The 21511-nt window shown below is 71.9% G+C and carries 20 protein-coding genes; 14 read left to right on the forward strand and 6 right to left on the reverse strand.

Features of this window, described 5'->3' with window-relative positions; all coding sequences use genetic code 11:
- Positions 1–26: 26 nt before the first annotated feature.
- The 3 genes from FHU28_RS02200 to FHU28_RS02210 all read left to right on the forward strand — a co-directional run bounded on the left by FHU28_RS02200 (position 27) and on the right by FHU28_RS02210 (position 5419).
- The gene (locus FHU28_RS02200) at positions 27–959 is read left to right on the forward strand and encodes a sulfotransferase family protein (protein ID WP_184680363.1); all 933 of its coding nucleotides are present in this window, start codon (positions 27–29) and stop codon (positions 957–959) included.
- Positions 960–1099: 140 nt separating this feature from the next.
- Positions 1100–2143: a glycoside hydrolase family 26 protein gene (locus FHU28_RS02205; protein ID WP_184680365.1), complete on the forward strand. Its 1044-nt coding sequence runs from the start codon at positions 1100–1102 to the stop codon at positions 2141–2143.
- A 219-nt stretch (positions 2144–2362) separates the two neighbouring features.
- On the forward strand, positions 2363–5419 hold the full coding sequence (locus FHU28_RS02210; protein WP_425803424.1) for a malectin domain-containing carbohydrate-binding protein: 3057 nt from the start codon (positions 2363–2365) through the stop codon (positions 5417–5419).
- 96 nt (positions 5420–5515) lie between these two features.
- Here the strand turns inward: FHU28_RS02210 and FHU28_RS02215 are convergent, their stop codons facing one another.
- Entirely contained in the window at positions 5516–5908 is a 393-nt protein-coding gene (locus FHU28_RS02215) for a CBS domain-containing protein (RefSeq protein ID WP_116512005.1), read from the reverse strand.
- A gap of 112 nt (positions 5909–6020) precedes the next feature.
- Here FHU28_RS02215 and FHU28_RS02220 point away from each other — a divergent pair, with 112 nt between their 5' ends.
- The 4 genes from FHU28_RS02220 to FHU28_RS02235 all read left to right on the forward strand — a co-directional run bounded on the left by FHU28_RS02220 (position 6021) and on the right by FHU28_RS02235 (position 9030).
- Complete coding sequence (locus FHU28_RS02220) at positions 6021–6476, forward strand: NUDIX domain-containing protein (RefSeq protein WP_225980582.1); 456 nt, start codon at positions 6021–6023, stop codon at positions 6474–6476.
- A 70-nt stretch (positions 6477–6546) separates the two neighbouring features.
- The gene (locus FHU28_RS02225; RefSeq protein ID WP_184689136.1) at positions 6547–7278 is read left to right on the forward strand and encodes a phosphocholine cytidylyltransferase family protein; all 732 of its coding nucleotides are present in this window, start codon (positions 6547–6549) and stop codon (positions 7276–7278) included.
- The gene (locus FHU28_RS02230) at positions 7266–8333 is read left to right on the forward strand and encodes an iron-containing alcohol dehydrogenase family protein (protein WP_184680370.1); all 1068 of its coding nucleotides are present in this window, start codon (positions 7266–7268) and stop codon (positions 8331–8333) included. The genes FHU28_RS02225 and FHU28_RS02230 overlap by 13 nt, the downstream gene beginning before the upstream one ends.
- A complete protein-coding gene (locus tag FHU28_RS02235; protein WP_184680373.1) occupies positions 8308–9030 on the forward strand; it encodes a CDP-alcohol phosphatidyltransferase family protein in 723 nt (240 codons plus the stop codon). Before FHU28_RS02230 ends, FHU28_RS02235 begins: the two co-directional genes overlap by 26 nt.
- A 73-nt stretch (positions 9031–9103) precedes the next feature.
- On the opposite strand, the gene FHU28_RS02240 is transcribed toward FHU28_RS02235, so the two are convergent.
- Positions 9104–10378: a glycosyltransferase gene (locus FHU28_RS02240; protein ID WP_184680376.1), complete on the reverse strand. Its 1275-nt coding sequence runs from the start codon at positions 10376–10378 to the stop codon at positions 9104–9106.
- A gap of 80 nt (positions 10379–10458) precedes the next feature.
- Between FHU28_RS02240 and FHU28_RS02245 the strand changes: the two genes are divergently transcribed.
- The 5 genes from FHU28_RS02245 to FHU28_RS02265 all read left to right on the forward strand — a co-directional run bounded on the left by FHU28_RS02245 (position 10459) and on the right by FHU28_RS02265 (position 15919).
- Positions 10459–11319, forward strand: a complete 861-nt coding sequence (locus tag FHU28_RS02245) for an Fpg/Nei family DNA glycosylase (protein ID WP_184680378.1) — start codon at positions 10459–10461, stop codon at positions 11317–11319.
- Positions 11320–11644: 325 nt separating this feature from the next.
- The gene (locus FHU28_RS02250; RefSeq protein WP_184680381.1) at positions 11645–13153 is read left to right on the forward strand and encodes a sugar transferase; all 1509 of its coding nucleotides are present in this window, start codon (positions 11645–11647) and stop codon (positions 13151–13153) included.
- A gap of 33 nt (positions 13154–13186) precedes the next feature.
- Positions 13187–14410 (forward strand): histidine kinase, encoded by a 1224-nt coding sequence (locus FHU28_RS02255; RefSeq protein ID WP_184680383.1) that lies wholly within the window; start codon positions 13187–13189, stop codon positions 14408–14410.
- Entirely contained in the window at positions 14407–15174 is a 768-nt protein-coding gene (locus FHU28_RS02260) for a LytR/AlgR family response regulator transcription factor (RefSeq protein ID WP_073831082.1), read from the forward strand. Before FHU28_RS02255 ends, FHU28_RS02260 begins: the two co-directional genes overlap by 4 nt.
- 67 nt (positions 15175–15241) lie before the next feature.
- Positions 15242–15919 (forward strand): DUF5701 family protein, encoded by a 678-nt coding sequence (locus tag FHU28_RS02265; protein ID WP_260412830.1) that lies wholly within the window; start codon positions 15242–15244, stop codon positions 15917–15919.
- A gap of 81 nt (positions 15920–16000) precedes the next feature.
- Here FHU28_RS02265 and FHU28_RS02270 read toward each other — a convergent pair whose 3' ends face one another.
- Complete coding sequence (locus FHU28_RS02270; protein ID WP_184680388.1) at positions 16001–17209, reverse strand: hypothetical protein; 1209 nt, start codon at positions 17207–17209, stop codon at positions 16001–16003.
- Entirely contained in the window at positions 17196–17717 is a 522-nt protein-coding gene (locus FHU28_RS02275) for an RNA polymerase sigma factor (protein ID WP_184680389.1), read from the reverse strand. Before FHU28_RS02275 ends, FHU28_RS02270 begins: the two co-directional genes overlap by 14 nt.
- 391 nt (positions 17718–18108) lie before the next feature.
- Between FHU28_RS02275 and FHU28_RS02280 the strand changes: the two genes are divergently transcribed.
- Both FHU28_RS02280 and FHU28_RS02285 read left to right on the forward strand, forming a co-directional pair.
- Positions 18109–18459: a hypothetical protein gene (locus FHU28_RS02280; protein ID WP_174534015.1), complete on the forward strand. Its 351-nt coding sequence runs from the start codon at positions 18109–18111 to the stop codon at positions 18457–18459.
- Complete coding sequence (locus FHU28_RS02285) at positions 18459–20099, forward strand: sodium/solute symporter (RefSeq protein WP_184680392.1); 1641 nt, start codon at positions 18459–18461, stop codon at positions 20097–20099. Before FHU28_RS02280 ends, FHU28_RS02285 begins: the two co-directional genes overlap by 1 nt.
- Positions 20100–20144: 45 nt before the next feature.
- On the opposite strand, the gene FHU28_RS32395 is transcribed toward FHU28_RS02285, so the two are convergent.
- Both FHU28_RS32395 and FHU28_RS02295 read right to left on the reverse strand, forming a co-directional pair.
- A complete protein-coding gene (locus FHU28_RS32395) occupies positions 20145–21002 on the reverse strand; it encodes a hypothetical protein (RefSeq protein ID WP_260412831.1) in 858 nt (285 codons plus the stop codon).
- Positions 20995–21495 (reverse strand): SigE family RNA polymerase sigma factor, encoded by a 501-nt coding sequence (locus FHU28_RS02295; RefSeq protein WP_184680394.1) that lies wholly within the window; start codon positions 21493–21495, stop codon positions 20995–20997. Before FHU28_RS02295 ends, FHU28_RS32395 begins: the two co-directional genes overlap by 8 nt.
- Positions 21496–21511: the final 16 nt, after the last annotated feature.

Here is a 21511-nt window from a genome sequence, read left to right on the forward strand (position 1 = left end):
GATCCTGCGCACCGATGGGACCTTCGATGACCAGCGACTCCCCCCTCGCCCCGCACGCCGGCCTGTCCACAGTGAAGGCTGCGAAGCTCGCCGCGGTCGGCCTGCTGGCGGACCGCAAGGAACGCCGCGAGCTGGACCGGCCGGTGGAGGCGGGCAGTCGCCGCCTGACGCTGAAGGTGGAGCGCCCGATCTTCATCCTGGGCGCCCCGCGTTCCGGCACCACGTTCCTGGGCAGTTGCGTCGGCGCGCTGCCGGACGTGTCGTACCACTTCGAGCCGCGGCTGACCAAGGCGGTCGCCCGCTGTGTCTACGAGGGAAGCTGGACGCCGCAGCGGGCCGCCCGCTATTTCCGCGGCTACTACGGCGCGCTGCTCGCCGCGTCCGGGCACGGCGGGTTGCGCTTCGCCGAGAAGGACCCGGAGAACTGCTTCATCGTGCCGTTCCTGACCGAGGTCTTCCCGGACGCGGTCTTCCTGCACGTCTACCGCGACGGCCGGGACGTGGCGGTGTCGCACGCCGAGCAGCCCTGGCTGAACGCCGCGTCCACGGGCAGCGGCCGCAGCGGCCGGGGCGGTACGCCGTGGGGCGCCGCGCCGAGGTTCTGGGTGGAGCCGGAGCGACGCGAGGAGTTCAGCCGGGTCTCCGACCTGGGCCGGTCGGCCTGGATGTGGCGGCGCTTCACCGGCAGCGCGCTGTCCCAGCTCGCCGAACTGCCAGCGGACCGGGTCCGGCACCTGCGCTACGAGGACGTCGTCACCCGGCCGGCGGAGGCCGCCGAGGTGGTCGCCGACTTCCTGGAGGTACGCGACCCGGCCGGCCGGGCGGCGTTGCACGCCCGCTTCGCCAAGGCCCGGCCGGGCTCGGTGGGACGCTGGCGGCAGCGACTGACCGAAAAGGATCTGACCGACGTGCTGGACCAGGCCGGCCCGCTGCTGACCGAGCTCGGTTACCCCGCCTGAGCGCGCCTCCCCGGGTAGAGTGCCAGGGGTCGCCCGCCCGGCCCGGCGTGCCTCTCCGCTGACGCGGATCCGTCAGGGCCACACCGTGCCGGCGACCGTCCTGGGGAGAGGTTGCGGTGGTACGACGGTTACGACTGACGATGGCTGCCGTGCTGGGCCTGGCCTTACTGGCGCCGGCGGTGACGGCCTGCGAGATCGGCTCCGATCGGTCCGGCGAGGGGACCAGCGCGGCGCCGCCCCCACCGACTGTGACGCCGCGGACCGCGCCGGTCCGCACCACCGGACGGGGGCCGGAGCCGCCGGAGCAGGGGGCCTGGCTCGGCACCTGGGTCAAGCCGCAGTACCACACCGCCACCGGGCGGGCCGCCGCGTTCGACGAGTTCAACCGGGCCGCCGGCGGCACGCTCGCCATCGCGCACATGTTCCACGAGTGGAACGAGCCGTTCCCGGGCGCCAGCGAGCGGGCGTTCCAGGCCCGGGGCAAGCTGCAGATGATCTCCTGGCAGGGCACCGACACCCGCTCGACGGTCAGTGGCACCTACGACACGCTTATCCGGGAACGCGCGCGGGACGTCAAGGAGTTCGGCGTTCCGGTGCTGCTGCGCTACCGGTGGGAGATGGACCGGCCGAACCTGGCCGCGAGCATGCACTCGCCGGAGGACTACGTCGCCGCCTGGAAGCACGTCCGCGGCATCTTCACGGAGATGGGCGTCACCAACGCGGCCTGGGTGTGGTGCCCGCACGCGGACGGCTTCGCCGAGCCGCAGCGACGGGCCGCCGCCTACTACCCCGGTGACGACCAGGTCGACTGGCTCTGCGCCGACGTCTATCCCAGCCCGGAGTGGAACAGCTTCTCCAACCGCATGGACCACTTCATGGCGTTCGCCAAGAAGCACCCGCGGCCGGTCATCATCGGCGAGTACGGCCTGACCCAGGACGGGCGTCCGGGCCAGCGGGCCGACTGGATGCGCGAGGTCGGGCCGTACCTGAAGAAGCACCCGCAGATCAAGGCGGCGGTCTACTTCGCGGCGCGGCAGACGCAGAAGCCGATTTACGACAGCACGTTCGGCGACGACCCGGAGAGCGAGAAGGTCTTCCGGGAAATGGCGACGGATCCGTACTTCCAGCCGCCGATACCCGACCTGAGCGTCTCCTCAGGGCAACCCTCCGTGTCCGGCGAGTGATCGTCGCTCGTCTTTTCGTGTGACCCGGGCCGTTTCCTCGGCCAAAAAGGCCGATCCCGGGTGGACGCGCGACCGGCGAATGCGAGAAGGTATTGCTCTCACGTCTGCGGTCGGTCGAGTGACGCCCCGCCTCAAGTCGGCACCGGCCACGATCGCAGCGCCTCCGACGTATTCCCCCCGGAGTAGCCTGTGGCTTCCTCGATCCTGAGACACCGCTCGGTGTCCGCCTTCGGCGCTGCCGTACTCGGCATCGCCACCCTGTTCACACCGGTGCCGGCGCTCGCCGCGCCGGCCACCGCGCCCGCGCCCGACCACAGCACGATGGTCGGCGAGGTGCCCTCGGACAAGACGCCGAACATCAACGACGGCAACGTGGTGGCCATCCACGACGCCGGCAGCAAGGTGATCGTCGGCGGCTCGTTCACCAACGCGCAGAACCGGGGTTCGTCACCCACCCCGGTCGACCGCCGCGCGCTGCTCGCCTTCGACAAGGCCACCGGCAAGATCGACAATGCGTTCGCGCCGGTGCTGGACAACGACGTCACCGCGATCATCGCCGGCCCGACCCCCGGGACGGTCTACGTCGCCGGCAAGTTCAACAAGATCGGCGACAAGAACTTCCGGAAGCTGGCGTTGCTGAACGTCGCCGACGGCACCCCCGTCGAGGGGTTCAAGGGCCCGGCGTTCAACGGCACGATCAACGACATCGCGCTCGTCGACGGCCACCTGATCGTCGGTGGCATCTTCACCACCGTCACCGCGACGACCAACCGCAATGGGCTGGCCTCGCTGAACCCGACCACCGGCGCGGTCGACGACTACCTGACCGTGTCGCTGACCGAGCACCACAACTGGACCCCGACGAACAACGGGGCCTCGGCCGGTGTCGGCGTGGAGAAGTTCACCGTCTCGCCGGACGGCAAGCACCTCGTGGTCATCGGCAACTTCAAGAAGGCCGACGACGTCGTGCACGACCAGATCGTGCGGATCAACCTGGGCGCCAACTCGGCCACCGTCGCCGACTGGAACACCGACGGCTACTCCGCGGCCTGCAAGTACTCCGCGTTCGACTCGTGGGTACGCGATGTGCAGTTCTCCCCGGACAGCAAGTACTTCGTCGTGGTCACCACCGGCGCGTCCTACCCCGGCACGCTCTGCGACTCCGCGGCCCGCTGGGAGACCGACGCCACCGGCGCCGGCCAGAAGCCGACCTGGACGAACTTCAGCGGCGGCGACACCTTCCTCTCCGTCGGCATCAGCGAGAAGGCCATCTACGTCGGCGGCCACTTCCGCTGGTCGAACAACCCGCTCGCCCGGGACAAGGCCGGACCGGGTGCGGTGCCGCGTGCCAGCATCGCCGCCCTCGACCCGGTCAGCGGCCTGCCGCTGTCCTGGAACCCGGGCCGCCACCCGCGGGGCTACGGCGTCACCGAGATGCTGGTGACCCCGGAAGGGCTCTGGCTGGGCAGCGACCAGGAGTACATCGGCGACTTCGACTACCAGCGCAAGCGGCTCGCCTTCTTCCCGCTGGCCGGCGGCAACGCCCCGCACTCGACCAGCACCAAGGGCCTGCCGGGCAACGTCTACCAGGCCGGTCGCGCGGCGCAGACCGAGGTGCTCTACCGGGTCAACGCCGGTGGTCCGGCCATCCCGGCCACCGACGGCGGGCCGGACTGGGCCGCCGACAGCGAGGCCACGCCGAGCCCGTACCACAACACCGGCAACAGCGTGACGACGTACACGACGAACGCGGCCTTCGACGCCACAGTGCCGGCGAGCACGCCGGCCACGCTGTTCAACTCGGAGCGGTGGGACGAGTCGACCGCGCCGGACATGCAGTGGGACATCCCGGTCGCGGCCGGCACCCGGATCGACGTCCGGATCTACATGGCCAACCGCTGGTCCGGCACGAGCAAGCCGGGCAACCGCAAGTTCGACGTCAGCGTCGACGGCGTGCTCAAGCTGAACGACTTCGACCCGGTCGTCGCCGCCGGTGGCACCGACCGCGGCACCATGCAGTCGATCTCCCTGGTCAGCGACGGCGTGGTCGACATCGACTTCGGCCGGGTGGTCCAGAACCCGCTGCTCCACGGCATCGAGATCGTCAAGACCGCGCCCACGCCGGACGCCTCGGACGTGCTCTACCGGGTCAACGCCGGCGGTGACCAGATGGCCGCGCCCAGTGGCCCGGCCTGGGCCGCGGACACCGCCACCGCGCCGAGCACTTACCACAACACCGGCAGCCAGGTGACCAGCTACACCACCAACGCCGCGCTCGACGCCACCGTGCCGTCCGGCACGCCGGTCGAGCTGTTCAACTCGGAGCGGTGGGACGAGTCGACCGCGCCGGACATGCAGTGGGACTTCCCGGTTCCGGCCGGCACACCGGTGCAGGTGCGGCTCTACCTGGCCAACCGCTACGCCGGCACCGCCACCGCCGGCAAGCGCAAGTTCAACGTCAGCATCGACGGCGTGGTCAAGCTCAGCAACTTCGACCCGATCACGGCGATCGGCGCCACCAACCGGGGCACCATGCGGGCGTTCCCGGTCACCAGTGACGGCAACATCGACATCGACTTCGGTCGCGTCCTGGAGAACCCGCTGGTGCAGGCCATCGAGATCGTCAAGCTGCCGCCGGTGCCGCCGTCCACCACCGTGGACAGCATCACCAAGCGGACGTACGACGGCGCGTCGTCGGTCGGCAACGCGATGTCGGTGCCGAACGGCGACAACACCGGCTGGTCGACCGTCAAGGGCGCGTTCTGGGTCGGCGGCGACCTGTTCTACGGCGTCGGCGGCGACCTCTACAAGCGCTCGTTCGACGGCACCGAGTTCGGCACCCCGAAGAAGCTGGACCCGTACCACGACGCCAAGTGGGACCTGGTCGTCACCGGCTCCGCGCCGGAGGGCTCCACCTACGCCGGCATGAACGGCAACTTCTCCGCCGAACTGCCGAACGTGACAGCGATGTTCTACAAGAGCGGCCGGATCTACTACTCGCTGGCCGGTCAGAGCACGCTCTTCTGGCGCGGGTTCGCGCCGGACACCGGCACCGTCGGCGCCGAGCGCAACACGGTCACCGGCACCACCGGCTTCGCCGACGCGGGCGGCCTGTTCCTGGACGGCGACACGCTCTACGTCGTCTCCCGGAGCACCGGCAACCTCGCCTCGATGGCGTGGTCCGACGGTGTGCCGACCGGTACCGCGACGGTGCGCAGCGGCCCGAGCGTCGACGACGTCGACTGGCGCGGCACCTCGGTCTTCGTCGGCCCCTGACGGGCGGGCACGACCGAAACGGAACAGATAAGACGATGGCCCGGCCGGTATCGGCCGGGCCATCGCCCGTTCCGGCGCCCGTCGCGCCGGCCGGGTTCAGCTCCGGGTCGGCGCCTGCCGCCCCGCCCAGACCCGCATCAGATCCCGTACCGAGATCACTCCAGCCACCTCACGCCCGTCGAGCACGACCAGGTGCCGGAATCCGCCCCGGGCCATCGCCGCGGCGGCCTCCTCGATCGTCCAGTCCGGGCCGGCGTAGACGACGTCCCAGGTCAGGTGCGCGCCGGTGCGTTCGACATCCGGATCGAGCCCGGCGCCGATCGCCTTCAGCACGTCGCGTTCGGTCATGATCCCGACCCCCTCGGAGTCCGGGTCGATCACGACCGCCGACCCGACACCGCGGGCCGACATCATCCGGGCCGCCTGCCGGAGCGTGTGCTCCGGCCCGACCACGAGTATCTCGCTGGACATCGCTTCCCGTACCTGCATCACACATCACTCCTGTGGGACGGCGACTGAGTACGGACATGGTGGGCCCTCGATACGCACCGGGACAAGGACGGGCATCGCCGGAAACGGTGCGGATGGCTACTGTCGGAGGGTGCCCCGAGAGCCCCTGCGCTGTGCCGGCGCGCTGATCGTCGACGACGACGGCCGCATCTTCATCCAACGCCGATCCCCCGACCGACGCCTCTTCCCGAACTGCTGGGACATCGTCGGCGGCCACCTCGAACCGGGTGAGGAGATCGACGACGCGCTGCGCCGGGAGGTCACTGAGGAGACCGGCTGGTCCGTGTCGCACGTGCTCGGCCTGGTCGGCGAATACCGCTACACCGCCGACGACGGGCTGACCCGGGTGGAGACCGACTTCCTGGTCCGGGTGGACGGCGACCTGAGCCGGCCCCGGCTGGAAGCCGGCAAGCACACCGAGTTCCGCTGGCTGGCGGAGTCGGACGTCGCGCTGCTCGACGAGCACCGGGACGTCAACGACGGGCTGATCCGGCGGATCGCCGAGGACGGCTTCGCGGCGCTGCGCTCGATCGGGCTGACGGGCTGAACCACTGCCGGTCGGCGCCCGACGATATCCTCGCCGGGTGGAATCGGGTCGAGAAGAGGAGCGTGTCGGCATGATCGGGATGGTGCTCGCCGCGGGAGCGGGGCGCCGGCTGCGGCCGTACACCGACACCCTGCCCAAGGCCCTGGTGCCGGTCGACGGGGAGACCACCATCCTCGACATCGCGCTGCGCAACCTCGCCGAGGTGGGGCTGAACGAGGTCGTGATCGTGGTCGGCTACGCGGCCGACGCGGTGCGGCAGCGCCAGGCCGCCCTGGAGGAGAAGTACGGCGTCACGCTCAACCTGGTGCACAACGACAAGGCCGAGGAGTGGAACAACGCGTACTCGCTCTGGCTGGCGCGGGAGCACTTCTCCCGGGGAGTGCTGCTCGTCAACGGCGACACCGTGCACCCGGTGAGCGTGGAGAAGACGCTGCTGGCCGAGCGCGGTCCGGGCATCCTGCTCGCCGTGGACACGCTCAAGCCGTTGGCCGAGGAGGAGATGAAGACGACCTTCGACGCGGCCGGCCAGCTCACCCGGATCACCAAGATGATGGACCCGGGCGAGGCGTACGGCGAGTACATCGGCGCGACGCTGATCGAGCCGCAGGTGGCCGAGCCGCTCGCGGACGCGCTGGAGGCGACCTGGCGGCGCGACCCGAACCTCTACTACGAGGACGGCTACCAGGAGTTCGCCGAGCGCGGCGGCGAGGTGCGGGCGGCCCCGATCGGTGACGTCTCCTGGGTCGAGGTCGACAACCATGCCGATCTGGCCCGGGCGCGGGAGATCGCGTGCCGCTACTAGCCCGCAGCGTCCTCGCCCCGCTGCACATCGACGTGCGGCGGGGCGCGGTGGCCGACCTGGCGGCGATCCTGTCCGACGGCCGGATCTCGGCCGGTGGCGACGTCGCCGTGGTGGTCGGGCCGGGGCAGGGCGAACGGATCGCCGAGCTGCTCCGGCCGTCGCTGCGCTCGGCGGACGTGTTCACCGTCGCCGGGGGCACGCTGGACGCCGCCGACGACCTGGGAGCGAAGCTGCGCAGCCGGTCGTACGACGCGGTGGTCGGCATCGGCGGCGGCAAGACGATCGACGTGGCCAAGTACGCCGCGACCCGCCGTGGCCTGCCGATGGTCTCGGTGGCGACGAGCCTCGCCAACGACGGCATCGCCTCCCCGGTGGCCAGCCTGATCACCGAGGGCCTGAAGGGCTCCTACGGCGTGCACATCCCGATCGCGGTGATCGTCGACCTGGACTTCGTGGAGGCCGGGCCGGAGCGGCACAACCGGGCCGGTATCGGCGACGTGATCAGCAACATCAGCGCGCTCGCCGACTGGGAACTGGCCCGGCGGGTACGCGGCGAGCCGGTCGACGGGCTGGCCGCCTCGCTGTCGCGCGCCGGTGCCGAGGCGGTGCTCAACCACCCGGGCGACATGAGCGACGACGGCTTCGTCACGGTGCTCGCCGACGCGCTGATCTCCAGTGGCCTGGCGATGGCGATCGAGGGCACCAGCCGGCCGTGCAGCGGCGGCTGCCACGAGATCATGCACGCGATCGACGCGCTGTTCCCCGGCACCGCCTCGCACGGCGAGCTGGCCGGGCTCGGCGCGCTGTTCTGCACGTTCCTGCGCGGCGACGAGCGCCGGTTCGCCGAGATGGCGGCCTGCCTGACCCGGCACGGGCTGCCCCGGCTGCCCGCCGAGGTCGAGCTGACCGACGACCAGTTCGTGGAGGCGGTGCAGTTCGCGCCGGCCACCCGGCCGGACCGCTACACCATCCTCGAACACCTCGCGATGTCCGCTACCGAGACGCGGGAGCGGCTGGCAGACTACGCCGGTGCCCTCCGCGACCACATTGGCTGAGCCCCGTCCCACAGTCGCCGACTTCCACCGGGTCAACCGGGGAGGCGGTCTGTTCAGCGAGTCCATCAGCCAGTGGATCGGGGCGGCGTTCGCGCTGGCCGCCCAGCGGTTGGGGCTGCGCCCGACCGCGCTGACGCTCACCAACCTGGTGCTGGGACTGGCCGCCTCGGTGACTGTGGTGGCGCTCGCCGACGACGTGGCCGCGGGCACCGTACCGGCCTGGGCGGTCGGGCTGGCCGCGCTGGTCGCGTGGCAGATCGCGTACGCGCTGGACTGCGCCGACGGGCAGCTCGCCCGGGTGACCGGTCAGGGCAGCGCGGCCGGCGCCCGGATCGACGTGCTCTGCGACGTGGCCGCCCAGATCGCGCTCGTCGCGGCCATCGGCGCGACAGCCGTGGCGCAGCGCTCGTCCACGCCCGTCTGGCTGGTGGCGGTGTTCGCGGGCACCTGGATGGTCAACCTGGTGACCTCGGTGATGCAGTCCGGGCCGAACGCGGCGAGCATGGTCACCTCGACCTCGCTGCCGGTACGCCTGGTCAAGCTGGTCCGCGACTACGGCGCGGTGATCTTCGTGGCCGGTCTGGTGCTGGCTTTCGCGCCCGCGCTGGCGTTCTGGGTGATGGTCGCGTTCACGATCGTCAACGGCGGCTTCCTGCTGGCGAGCATCGCGTTCTCCGCCCGCGCCTCCCTGCGGTAAGGAAGGGCCCCTTCTTAACGCCTCGTGCATAAAAAGGGGCCCTTCCTAACACCTGGGCCCAGCACACCTGGGCTCAGCGCGCGGGACGGCCTCCGGGGGCGGCCAGGCCGGCGTACACGTCGATCAGACGCTTGGTGATCACGTCGGGGTGGAACGTGCGCTCGTAGCGGCTGCGGGCCGCTGGGGCCAGGGTGGTCGCCTCGGCAGCGGCCAGTGGCAGTGCCGCCGCCAGCGCGTCGGCCTCCGGCGCCACCACCCAGCCGGCCTCGCCGCGCTGCACCCCGACCGGCAGCGGAACCCTCCCGTCACCCGGCGCCGCGGTGGCCACCTCGGCCGGGCCGGTACCTGCGGGCTCGCGCGGGCTGTCCGCGCCCACCAGGTACGGGATGCCACCCAGCGCGGTGCCGAGCACCGGCCGTCCGGCCGCCAGCGCCTCGATGATCACGGTGGGCAGCACGTCGTGCCAGGTGGAGGTGGCCAGTACCACGGAGCTGTCGGCCAGCGCCGCGCGTACCCCGGAGCGGTCGAGCTGGCCCAGGTAGAGCACGTCGGGCCGCTCGGCGGCGGCCGCCTCGGCGAGCGGGCGCAGCTCGCCGTCGCCGGCGATGCGCAGCGGGCCGAGCGCGCCCACCGGATGCCGCCGCCAGGCGGCGAGCAGCAGATCCAGGCCCTTCTCGGGGCTGAGCCGCCCCATGAAGAGGAAGCCGTTCCCGGCCGGCGCCGGGGAGCCCGGGTCGGGCACCGCGTTCGGCTTGACCACGATCCGCTCGTCCGGGATGCCGTAGTCGCGCAGGTGATCAGCCACAGCCGTGGTGAGCGCGATGTACCGGTCCACCGACTTCCAGGTCGGCCGGTGCACGGCGAGCGTGGTGGCCATCAGCGCGCTCTGCGCCCGCGAGTTGCGGTAGCAGCGGTGCACGATCGCCGGCACGCCCAGCGCCCGGCCCCGGCAGTCCTGGCAGATCACGCCGTCGCGGAAGTAGAGACCGGAGGAACAGACCTGCCGGTAGTTGTGCACTGTCTGCACCACCGGCACCCCGCGCTTGTGCGCGGTCCGCACCACCCAGGGCGAGAGCAGGGGGTACGGGTTGTGCAGGTGCAGCACGTCCGGCCGGTGCTCGGTGAGCAGACGGTCCAGGTCGTGCTGGGCCTTCGGTGCCCAGATCGGCGAGATCGGCAGCAGCGCCTTGGCCGGCTTGGACATCGACGGGATCTCATCCGAGCTGCGCAGGAACGGCAGCACCTCCACGCCGGCGGCGGTGAGCTGGGCGATCTCCGCGTCGACGATGGTGTTCTCGCCGGAGGGCTGGGCTTCCCGGTACCGGTTGTGCGCCACCACGATTCTCACAGAGCTCGCCTTTCGTTCGCGACTGCGGGACTCGCAAGCTCATTCCTCGCGCTCACGGGAAAGAAGGCTACCGTTGTACCGTGCCCGAACTTCCGGAGGTGGAAGCGCTCGCCGGTTACCTGCGCGAGCGTGCGGTGGGCCGCCGCGTCGAGCGGTTCGAGGTCGCCGCGATCAGCGCGCTGAAGACGTACGACCCGCCGCCGAGCACTGTCGCCGGCCGCACGGTCACCGGCGCCGGCCGGTACGGCAAGTTCCTCGATGTCCGGTTCGACGAGGGACTGCACCTGGTGGTCCACCTGGCCCGGGCGGGCTGGCTGCACTACCGGGAGGCGTTCCCCTCGGCGACGCCGCTGCGGCCCGGCAAGGGCCCGATCGCGGTGCGGGTACGCCTCGGCGACGGGTCCGGCTTCGACCTGACCGAGGCGGGCACCCAGAAGAAGCTGGCCGCCTATCTGGTCAACGACCCGGCGCTGGTGCCGGGCGTGGCGAAGCTGGGGCCGGACGCGCTGGAGGCGGACCTGCCGACCTTCGCCGAGCGGCTGCGCAGCCGCCGGGGCCAGGTGAAGGGCGTGCTGACCGACCAGTCGGTGCTCGCCGGGGTGGGCAACGCGTACTCCGACGAGATCCTGCACGCGGCGCGGCTGTCGCCGTTCGCGATCACCGACCGGCTCACCGACGACCAGCTCGCCGGTCTGCACGCGGCCACCCGGACCGTCCTCGGCGACGCGGTACGCCGGTCGATGGGGCAGCGGGCGGCGGAGCTGAAGGGCGAGAAGCGCTCGGGCCTCAAGGTGCACGCCCGTAAGGGCCTGCCCTGTCCGGTGTGTGGCGACACGGTGCGCGAGGTGTCGTTCGCCGATTCGAGCCTGCAGTACTGCCCCACCTGCCAGACCGGCGGGAAGCCGCTGGCTGACCGAAGGTTGTCCCGTCTCGTACGGTGAGTGACGACACCCGGTGATTACTGAGCGGAATCAGCCCGGGATCGCCGAAGGTCCCGGTCCGCCCCTCTACCCGACTGGTCATCCATCGGTATAGTGGCTCGGTCCCCGGCTTCACAACTGATTCGGAGCCGGCCAGATCTCACCGAGCACCAGCGGCACGGCTTCTTCGCGGGGGCCGGTCCGGGTCGGGCCCGCGTGGGAGACTGGGACGGTGAGCGACCCGGGTCCTTACGGCGAGTGAGGGTGCGGGTCATGCGGGAGGACATGGGTTGAGGTGACGACAAGCCTCCAGCGCCCGGTAACCGACAGAGGCCGGAGCAAGAGCGTGCGGCACGTCGACAGCTTTGAGATCCAGCCGCCGACTCCGCCGTCGCACAACGGCGTACCCCGGTCGGCGTGGGCCCGCGCTCGGCGCCGGGTCTCCCGGTGGCACCGGCCCTACATCGTGTTCCTGCTGCTGCTCGACTTCGGCGCGGCTGCTCTGGCCAGCTTCCTGGCCGTGCAGATCTTCGAGCAGGCCGACTCGGGCTTCCGCAACTCGCCGCAAGCCTGGTTCTACACCGTGGCGTTTGTGCTCCTGCCGCTCGGCTGGCTGCTCTTCCTCTGGGGCAACCGGGCCTACGATCGGCGCTACCTGGGGCTCGGCCCGGACGAGTTCAAGCGGGTGATCCGGGCCGGCGTGGCGGTGGCGGCGGCGGTCTCGTTCATCGCCTTCGCCACGAAGACCTACTCCCTGTCCCGGTGGACTGTCGGCTTCGCGCTGCTCGGCGCAATGCTGCTGATCCTGCTCGGCCGCATGATCGCCCGGGCCGCCCTGCACGGACTGCGCCGCCGGTTCGGGCACGCCGGGCACCGGATGGTGCTCGTCGGCACGCTGCCGGAGTGCCTGGAGGTCTACACCACAGTCACCCGGCACCCGTCCGTCGGCCTGGTGCCGGTGGCCATCCACCTCACCGACGGGTACGCCGCCGCCCGCGGCCTGGAGACCCCGGTGCCGGTGTACGCGGGCCGCGACGTGCTCGCGCTGGTGCGTGAGGTCGGCGGCGACACCATCGCGGTCTGCGGCTCGGCCAGCGCCGAGCCGGGCGAGCTGCGCCGGCTGGCCTGGCAGCTGGAGGGCTCCGGCGTCGACCTGGTGGTCGCGCCCCAGCTCACCGACATCGCCGGCCCACGGGTGCACATCCGCCCGATCGAGGGCCTGCCGCTGCTGCACGTCGAGGAGCCGACCCTGTCCGGGCCGGCGCTGCTGGTCAAGAACCTGATGGACCGGGTCGCCGCCGGGCTGGGCCTGCTGATGCTGGTCCCGCTCTTCACCGCCATCGCCCTGGCCATCCGGATCTCCGACCCCGGGCCGGTCTTCTTCCGCCAGCCCCGCGTCGGGCACGAGGGGCGGACGTTCCAGGTCTGGAAGTTCCGGACCATGTACGTGGACGCCGAGGAGCGGCTGGCCGGTCTGGTCGACCGGAACGAGACCGACGGCATGCTGTTCAAGATGAAGCAGGACCCCCGGGTCTTCCCGGTGGGCCGCTTCCTGCGGGCCTCGTCGCTGGACGAGCTGCCCCAGTTGATCAACGTGCTGTGGGGCGAGATGTCGCTCGTCGGCCCGCGCCCGCTGCCCGCCGACGACGGCGACTTCCTGGGCGACGTCCGGCGTCGGCTGCTGGTACGGCCGGGCATGACCGGGCTGTGGCAGGTGTCCGGCCGCTCCGACCTGTCCTGGGACGAGGCGGTCCGGCTCGACCTCTACTACGTCGACAACTGGTCGCTGGCGTACGACCTGAGCATCCTGTGGCGCACAGTGGGCGTGGTGCTGGCCCGCAAGGGCGCGTACTAGCGCCGAGGGCACGGCACCCGGCAGGATCGCTGCGTGGGTGGCAACCTCTCCGCCGTCTTCGCCGTGGTCTCGCTCGTCACCGCGTTGGCCGCGGCGCTCTGGGCGGTACTTCGGCTGCGCGCCCGACAGGGCATCGCCACGGCGACGCAGCGCGCCACGTACGAGGTGCTGCACACCGCCGGGCTCGCCGCCGAGCCGCTGCGCGCCGGGCTGACCGCCGCGGACGCGGCGAAGGCCGTACGCCATCTGCGGGCCCTGGTGGGCGCGGCCGGGCTGGCGCTGACGGACCGGGACACGCTGCTCGCCGTCGACGGGCAGGGCGCGCACCACGGCGATCAGCTGGTCGCGGCGGCCCGGCGCGCGGTCGGGAGCGGGCGTTCCACGGTGCTGGGCGAGTCGGAGCTGCGCTGCGACCTGGTCGACTGCCCGGTACGCGGCGCGGTGGTGGCTCCGCTGCGCGCGGACGGGCGGGTGGTCGGCGCGCTGGTGGCGGTGGCCGGCGAGCGCCCGGCCCCGGGTCTGGTGCAGGCCACGCTGGAGACCGCGCACTGGGCGGGTGACCAGCTCGCCCTGGCCGAGCTGGAGTCGTCGCGGGAGCGGCTCGCCCGGGCCGAGGTGCGCGCGTTGCGCGCCCAGATCAGCCCGCACTTCATCTACAACGCGCTGACCGCGATCGGTTCGTTCGTGCGTACCGACCCGGAGCGGGCCCGGGAGTTGATCCTGGAGTTCGCCGAGTTCACGCGCTACTCGTTCCGGGCGCACGGCGAGTTCACCACGCTCGCCGAGGAGCTGCGCTCGATCGACCGCTACCTGACCATCGAGCGGGCGCGGTTCGGTGAGCGGCTCCAGGTGCGTCTTCAGATCGCCCCCGAGGTGCTGCCGGTGACGCTGCCGTTCCTCTGCCTGCAGCCGCTCGTGGAGAACGCGGTCCGCCACGGGTTGTCGCGCAAGCCGGGCACCGGCATGGTGAGCATCGAGGCCCGGGACGCGGGCGCGGAGTGTCACATCACGGTGGAGGACGACGGGGTGGGGATGGATCCGACGACGCTGACCGCCGGGATCGCCGAGGTGTCCGGGGCGGGCAGCGACCCGGCCGACGACCCGGGGCAGCACGTCGGCCTCTCGAACGTCGACGAACGGCTCCGGTCGGCCTTCGGGAACGGGTTCGGCCTGGTCGTCGAGACCGGCCTCGGCTCGGGTACGAAGGTGAGCATGCGGGTGCCGAAGTTCCACCCCGGCGTACGGGTTTCCTCGTGACCACGCCCGGCACCGGGTTCCTGCGGGTGCTGGCGGTGGACGACGAGCCGCCCGCGCTGGACGAGCTGGCGTACCACCTGCGCGCCGATCCCCGGGTGGCCCGGCTGCACACGGCGGGGGACGCGACCGAGGCGCTGCGGGTGCTCCGGGACGACGACGTGGACGTGGTGTTTCTCGACATCCGGATGCCGGGCCTGGACGGCATGGAGCTGGCCCGGGTGCTGCGCCGGTTCGCCCGGCCCCCGGCGATCGTGTTCGTCACCGCGTACGACGACGGCGCGGTGGACGCGTTCGACCTGGGCGCCACCGACTACGTCCGCAAGCCGGTACGCGCCGAGCGGCTGGCCGAGTCGCTGCGCCGGGTGATCGGCGCCCGGGTGGTGCCGTCGCACCCGGCCGCGCTGGCGCGGGCGGAGGAGGACCCGACGATCCCGATCGAGCTGGCCGGCACCACCCGGATGCTGCCCCGTTCGGCGGTGCGGTGGGTGGAGGCGCAGGGGGACTACGCGCGCCTGCACACGGCGGAGGGGTCGCATCTGGTCCGGGTCTCGCTGGCCACGCTCGCCGAGCGCTGGGCCGATGCCGGGTTCGTCCGGATCCACCGCTCCTACCTGGTGCAGTTGCGGCTCATCGCGGAGCTGCGGCTGGTCAACTCCGGCTACGTGGTGGTGATCGACGGCTCCGAGCTGCCGGTCAGCCGGCGGCACACCCGGGAGCTGAAGGACAAGCTGGTACGCGCGGCGAAGCAGGACTGGAGTCGCTGAGGGGCGGGCCGCCCGGCGGAGCTGGCGTACGATGTACGGCAGACCGTACGACAGGGTGGAGGACCACATGTCCGACGATCGCTTCGACGCCGCCACGGAATTCGACAGCCAGCTCGACCGCCTTGTCCTGCTCGGCTATCCGGCGCTCGCCGGGCAGACCGAGGAGGCGTTCCGTGCCCAGCTCACCCCCCTGCGCGACGCCGCGGTCACCGGGGCGGCCGAATTGAGCGGCCCCACCGAGGGACGGGTGCCGTTCCTGCTGGTGACCACGCGGGAACTGGTGCCGGTGCCGGAACGGATCGCGCTCACCACGCTCGCCGGCAAGCGCAAGCCCGGCGTCCTCGACCGGAACTTCCCCGCCGACGACCTGCCGGCGTTCCACCCCATCAAGGAGCTGGAGGTGCCGCCCGGCCCCGCGTACCTGCTCTTCGACGTGGACCGGGGCGAGGAGTACCGCAACGTGGCGCCGTCGGCCGCGCTGGAGGACATGACCGCGAAGGACCGGCTGCCGATCACCATCGACGAGGGCCTGGCGTTCGTCACGCTGTACCCGGCGGCGCTGGCGAGCAACAGGTGCTTCTCGCTCGTGGGCTCGCGCTGCGGCGACCGGCGGGTGCCGGCGCTGTGGATCAGTCAGGGCGCGCCGAAGCTCGGGTGGTGCTGGTTCGGCAACCCGCACACCTGGCTGGGCTCGGCGACAGCGAACCCGGTACGGGTCGGGCTCGACCGAACCCAGGCGCTTTGATCGACTCCGGCTCGGCGTGAATCGCACGCACGTACGCGGCGACGGGGCGGTGGGCGGGACCGGATGGTCCCACCCGCTTCGTCATGGGGAGGCGAGGAGGAACTTGTCCCACGTACGCCCGTCCTGGGTCAGCACCAGGTGATCCGCCTCCCCGCCCGAACCGCTGTCCCCACGGAAGAGCCAGGCGTAACCGGGCGCGACGCTTACCGAGCCGGTGGGCAAGCCGTCCCCGCGCGCGACCGTGAGGCTCCGCCCCTCGTCCCGACTGACCCGCAATTCCGCCCTGCGGTTGCCGTCCGGACCAGCCTGCGTGACAGCCAACAGGGCCCCCTTCGCCCCCACCGTCAGGTCCCAGTGCGGCCCCTTCGGCAGGCCGGTCGCGGTGGTGGACCACATCGCCCCGCCGTCCGTGGTCCGTTCGAGCGTCACCGCGCCGTTGGCATCGGACACGAGCTGATAGCCCTCTTGACTGTCGACCCCCACCAGAGCCAGAAGAGATGTGCCCGTCGGAGGCGTCCAGGTCGTCCAGGTCACGCCACGGTCGGCGCTACGAGCCCCGATCGCGGCCCCGCCGGTCTGGTAGTACGTGGTCCAGATGCTCCCGTCCGAGGCGGGATAGAGGCTGAAGAGGCGAAGCGGTGACGGCGGCGTGCCCGTGAGCCGGTAGACCCGTCCCGTCGAGGGTTCCACCGCCAACGGCTCGTCCATGACGCCACAGGTGAACTGGCAGGGGACCGGCCGGGCGGTTTCCGGAAACGCCCGCACCCCGATGATCGCCTGGTCTGCGTCCTGCCAGGTGCGGCCGTAGTCGGTGGAGAGGCGGCGCGACCCGTCGTCGCGAACCAGATAGGTGCGGTCCCCGAGCACCGAATACTCCAGGCTCTTCCCGGCGCGGCCCGGGCCGGGCTCACAGTCGACAGCCGCGTAACGGGCGTCGTTCCAGTCGGACCAGGTCCGTCCCCCGTCGCTGGTCCCGGCGAAGCGGAGCAGGCAGTCCTCGACCCGTACGTCCACCCCGGACTGCGGGCCGGTCAGCGTGAAGTCGCCGGGCTTGCCGGGTAACGCCGGGACGGGCGACGACGTGGGGCGCCCCTCCGAACCGAACCGTCCCGGCTGAGCCACCAGCGGCGCGACGGTCACCGTCGCCAGCAGGGCCAGGGCGGTCGCCCCCAGCGCGGCCGTCCGGCGTCGCCTTGAACGTGCCACGGCACGCAACTCGTGCAGGGGCGGCTGCCGGACGGCGTCGGCGATGGTGTCGACCTCGAACCCGGAGAATTCACGATCGGGCATCGAGCCTCCCGGTACTGATGACGTCGGTCACGTCGGAATCGGTGAGCAGCGCCGCGAGCGCCCGCCGCCCGCGGGAGAGCCGGGACTTCACCGTCCCGGTGGAGACGCCGAGGGTTGTGGCGATCTCCTCCACCGGAAGATCGACCAGATAGTGCATCGCCAACGCGGTTCGTTGCGCCTCGGGCAGCTCCCGCATGGCGGCCAGCAGTGCCAGGTGTTCCGGCGACCGATCGGCGACGGCGGGCGGAGGGCCGATCCGGAGCAGCAACCGGTCGAGAACGCGCCGCCGTCGATGCCGGCTGCGGGCGACGTTCACCGCGACCCGTCGCAGCCACGCCTCGGGATTGTCCAGCCGCGCGAACCGCCCAGGCGTGGTCAAGGCCCTGGTGAACGCCTCCTGGACCGCCTCCTGAGCCTCGCTCAGGTCGCCGGTCACCGCATAGAGCTGGACCACCAGCCGACGGAAGGAACCGGCATAGACCTCAGCGATCACATCACCGTCCGGCACCCGTCACCCCCTCTCTCCACCTGTCCACTCCCGGAACGGGAGGAAGGTTCCAGCCGAGCGGGATCGGCTTGTCGCGACGCAGACGTCCGGCACGAGGCTCGGCCGGGAGAACCGGACACCCCGCTGGTTCGTCCACAACGACTCCACGCTCATCCACCGGGTTTTCCACAGGCGTGACCTGTTATCCACAAGTTGTGCACAGGGCTCGTGCCGGGCTCTTGACATTCCGGCTGAGCGGGCGAGACTGCCGGGGGTGACCGGAGCCGAGGAACAGCATCCACCGGGGCGGCCCGTCGAGGCCGTCCCGGTTCCCGGTCCGCGCGCGTCGCCGCCGCCCGCCCCCCGGCAGCCGGACAGCCCGCAGCCGGCCCCCACGCCGAAGCGGACCCGGATCGTGCTGGCCGAGGTCTCCCGGGCCGGCAGCCCGGCCGATCGCACCCGCTCCGAACTCACCCAGCAGACCCCGGTCGGCGAGACGCTGGTGCAGGGACTGATGCGGGCCCAGCTCTCGCTCGCGCTGCGGCTCAGCCTGCTGGTGATGATCGGGCTCGGCGGCCTGCCGTGGCTGTTCGCCATCGCACCCTCGGTCGGCCGGGTCACGGTGCTCGGGGTCAACCTGCCGTGGCTGCTGCTCGGCGTGGTCTCCTTCCCGTTCCTGATCGTGGTCGGCTGGGCGTACGTGCGGCTGGCCGAACGCAACGAGCAGGACTTCGTCGACCTGATCCGACGGCCGGAACGCTGATGTCCAACGGGTACGTGGTCCCGGCGATCGTCGCCGTCACCCTGGTCACCGTCGGCATCGGCTTCTACGGGCTGCGGCTGGCCCGGACCACCTCGGACTTCCTGGTCGCGTCCCGGGCGGTCAGCCCGACCTGGAACGCCGCCGCGATCGGCGGCGAGTACCTGTCGGCCGCGAGCTTCCTGGGCGTCGCCGGGCTGATCCTCAAGTACGGCGTGGACGTGCTCTGGTACCCGGTCGGTTTCGCCGCCGGATATCTCGCGCTGCTGCTGTTCGTGGCCGCGCCGCTGCGCCGCTCCGGCGCGTTCACGCTGCCCGACTTCTGCGAGGTGCGGCTCGGCTCGCGGCGGCTGCGGACGCTCGCCACCGTCTTCGTGATCTTCATCGGCTGGCTCTACCTGGTGCCGCAGTTGCAGGGCGCCGGGCTGACCCTGGCCACGCTGACCGGCTCGCCGTACCCGCTCGGCGCGCTGCTGGTCGCCGTGGTGGTCACCGCGAACGTGGCGCTGGGCGGCATGCGGGCGATCACCTTCGTGCAGGCGTTCCAGTACTGGCTGAAGCTCACCGCGCTCGCCGTACCCGCGATCTTCCTGGCGTTGCAGTGGCAGGCCGACGCCCGCCCGGCGGTGACCCCGCCCGACGGGCCGACGTTCCGGACCGCGACCACGGTCGTGGTCGAGCACCGCGCGACGCTCACCCTGCCCGACGGCGCCATCCGGGAGGTACGCCCCGGCGACCGCCTGGAGTTCGCCGCCGGTGACCCGGTGCCGGAGGTGTCCGGCGCGGCGACCGGCCCCACCGAGTGGCTGCTGCCGGACACCGCGGGCGAGAACGACCAGGGGCTGTTCGCCACGTACTCGCTGATCCTGGCCACGTTCCTCGGCACGATGGGCCTGCCGCACGTGCTGGTCCGCTTCTACACCAACCCCGACGGGGCCGCCGCCCGCCGCACCACGCTGGTGGTGCTGGCGCTCGTCGGCGTCTTCTATCTGCTGCCCACCGTGTACGGCGTGCTGGGCCGCATCTACACGCCACAACTGCTGGTCAGCGGCCAGACCGACGCGGTGGTGGTGCTGCTGCCCGGGGCGGCGCTCGGCGACGGCACCACCGGCCGGCTGCTCGCCGCGCTTGTCGCCGCAGGCGCGTTCGCGGCGTTCCTGTCCACCTCGTCCGGCCTGCTCACCAGCGTGGCCGGGGTGATCTCCACAGACGTGCTGGGCCGCGGCTCGGTACGCGGCTTCCGGATCGCCACGGTGATCGCCGGCGGAGTGCCCGCGGTGCTCGCCCTGAACGTCTCCGGGCTGGACGTCTCACAGGTGGTGGGACTGGCGTTCGCGGTGGCCGCGTCGAGCTTCTGCCCGCTGCTGGTGCTCGGCATCTGGTGGCGCGGCCTGACCGACCTGGGCGCCGCCGCCGGGGTGCTGGTCGGCGGCGGCGCGGCGGTCGGCGCGGTCCTGCTCACCGTGCTGGGCCCGCCGCTGACCGGCTGGCCGGCGACGCTGACCACGCAGCCGGCCGCGTGGACGGTGCCGCTGGCGTTCACCGTGATGGTGGTGGTCTCCATGGCCAGCCGGCGGCGGCTCCCGCGTGACGTCCGCGCCACCATGCTCCGCCTGCACACCCCGGAGTCGCTGCGCCTGTGAGGCGGGGCCCCGCTCGCTCGGCCCCGCCTCACACCCGAACACCCGTCAGCAGGTGTCCGTGCCGGCGCACAGTCGGTTCGCCACCGACCGGGCGGTACGGCGGGCCTCGGTGGGCGTGGTCTGGGAGTCGAGGCGGAGCTGCGCCACCAGATCGCCCTGCCGGACGACGAGCCAGCGACCGGGCCGCCCCCCGACCTCGCTGCCCACCAGCACCCCGTCGTCGCCACCGAGCGACTCGGCCATGATCGACAACGAGTCGCCCGGCTGCTCCATCTCGCAGCCCGTGACCAACTTGCGGAGATTCTTCATGACCGTTGCGGCAGAGGTGCCCGAGTGCCGGGTCACCCGCTGGACGATCCAGTCGCTGGGCGAGTCGAACGCCACCGACCGGGTGGCCACCTCCCCGCCGGACAGCGTCGGCGACTCGTTCACGCAGAAGGAGGTCATGAACTCCAGGGACCAGTCACCGTCCACCTTTCCTGTACGCATCGTGAAGCCCGTCGGCAGATCGGCGAGCTGGAGCATCGCCGCCGCCGGAATCGTCCGGCTCGGCGCACGGCTGGTCGGCCCGCCGCCGATGCTGGCGGCCGGCTCTCCTGCGGTGCGACTCGGCGTCGACGTCCCGCTCGCGGACGGCTCGGCCGACGGCGTGGAATTCGGCGTGGGCGCCGGCGTCGGCGTGATCGGTTCGACTGTCGCCGGGGGCACCGGTGGCGGTGCGGCGTCCGGACGGGCCAGCACCACCCCGGTCGCCACGACCGCGACGGCGACCGCAGCGGCCAGGCCGGCGGCGAGCTGGGTACGCCGGGCGCGTTGCCGCCCTCGGCGGCGCACCTGCTCGGTGGGCGCCCAGATCAGGTCTTCGGTGTCCTGGTAGAGATCGGAGAAGATCGGGTCAGGCATTGCGGACCTCCTCCGGGAAGTTCACGTCGAGCAGGGCTGCGAGGGCCTTACGGCCCCGGGCGAGACGGGCCTTGACGGTGCCGCTCGGCACGCCGATCTGCGCCGCGATCTCCGCGACCGACAGGTCGGCCAGGTGGTAGAGGACGATCGCCTGCCGCTGGTCAGCCGACAACTGCCGCAACGCGGTGACCAGTGCGACCGTGTTCTCGGAGGGTGGTTTGACGGGGGGTGGCGGCCCGTGCCGCCGGTAGGCGACGACGCTGTTACGGACCTTCCGCCACCGGTTGACCAGCAGACGGTGCCCGACGGTGCGCACCCACGCCTCCGGGTCGTCGTACGTGCCGACCTGGGACCAGCGCTGCCAGGCCCGCGCGTACGCCTCCTGGGCGGCGTCCTGGGCCTCGCTCCGGTCACCGCCGAGCGCGTACAGCACCGTCACCACGCGTTGTCTGCTGTTCCGGTAGAACTCCTCGAACCCACTGTCCGGATCCATCTCTCTCCCCGCTGCC

This window comes from Micromonospora echinospora (assembly GCF_014203425.1).
Taxonomy (GTDB): domain Bacteria; phylum Actinomycetota; class Actinomycetes; order Mycobacteriales; family Micromonosporaceae; genus Micromonospora; species Micromonospora echinospora_A.

What these genes read in the sequence shown, in the direction of transcription:
- FHU28_RS02200 (WP_184680363.1), top strand. Translation starts at nt 27, where the DNA reads ATGACCAGCGACTCCCCCCTCGCCCCGCACGCCGGCCTGTCCACAGTG.
- FHU28_RS02205 (WP_184680365.1), top strand. Translation starts at nt 1,100, where the DNA reads ATGGCTGCCGTGCTGGGCCTGGCCTTACTGGCGCCGGCGGTGACGGCC.
- FHU28_RS02215 (WP_116512005.1), bottom strand. Translation starts at nt 5,908, where the DNA reads ATGCAGGTACGGGAAGCGATGTCCAGCGAGATACTCGTGGTCGGGCCG.
- FHU28_RS02225 (WP_184689136.1), top strand. Translation starts at nt 6,547, where the DNA reads ATGATCGGGATGGTGCTCGCCGCGGGAGCGGGGCGCCGGCTGCGGCCG.
- FHU28_RS02265 (WP_260412830.1), top strand. Translation starts at nt 15,242, where the DNA reads ATGTCCGACGATCGCTTCGACGCCGCCACGGAATTCGACAGCCAGCTC.
- FHU28_RS02270 (WP_184680388.1), bottom strand. Translation starts at nt 17,209, where the DNA reads ATGCCCGATCGTGAATTCTCCGGGTTCGAGGTCGACACCATCGCCGAC.
- FHU28_RS02285 (WP_184680392.1), top strand. Translation starts at nt 18,459, where the DNA reads ATGTCCAACGGGTACGTGGTCCCGGCGATCGTCGCCGTCACCCTGGTC.
- FHU28_RS32395 (WP_260412831.1), bottom strand. Translation starts at nt 21,002, where the DNA reads ATGCCTGACCCGATCTTCTCCGATCTCTACCAGGACACCGAAGACCTG.
- FHU28_RS02295 (WP_184680394.1), bottom strand. Translation starts at nt 21,495, where the DNA reads ATGGATCCGGACAGTGGGTTCGAGGAGTTCTACCGGAACAGCAGACAA.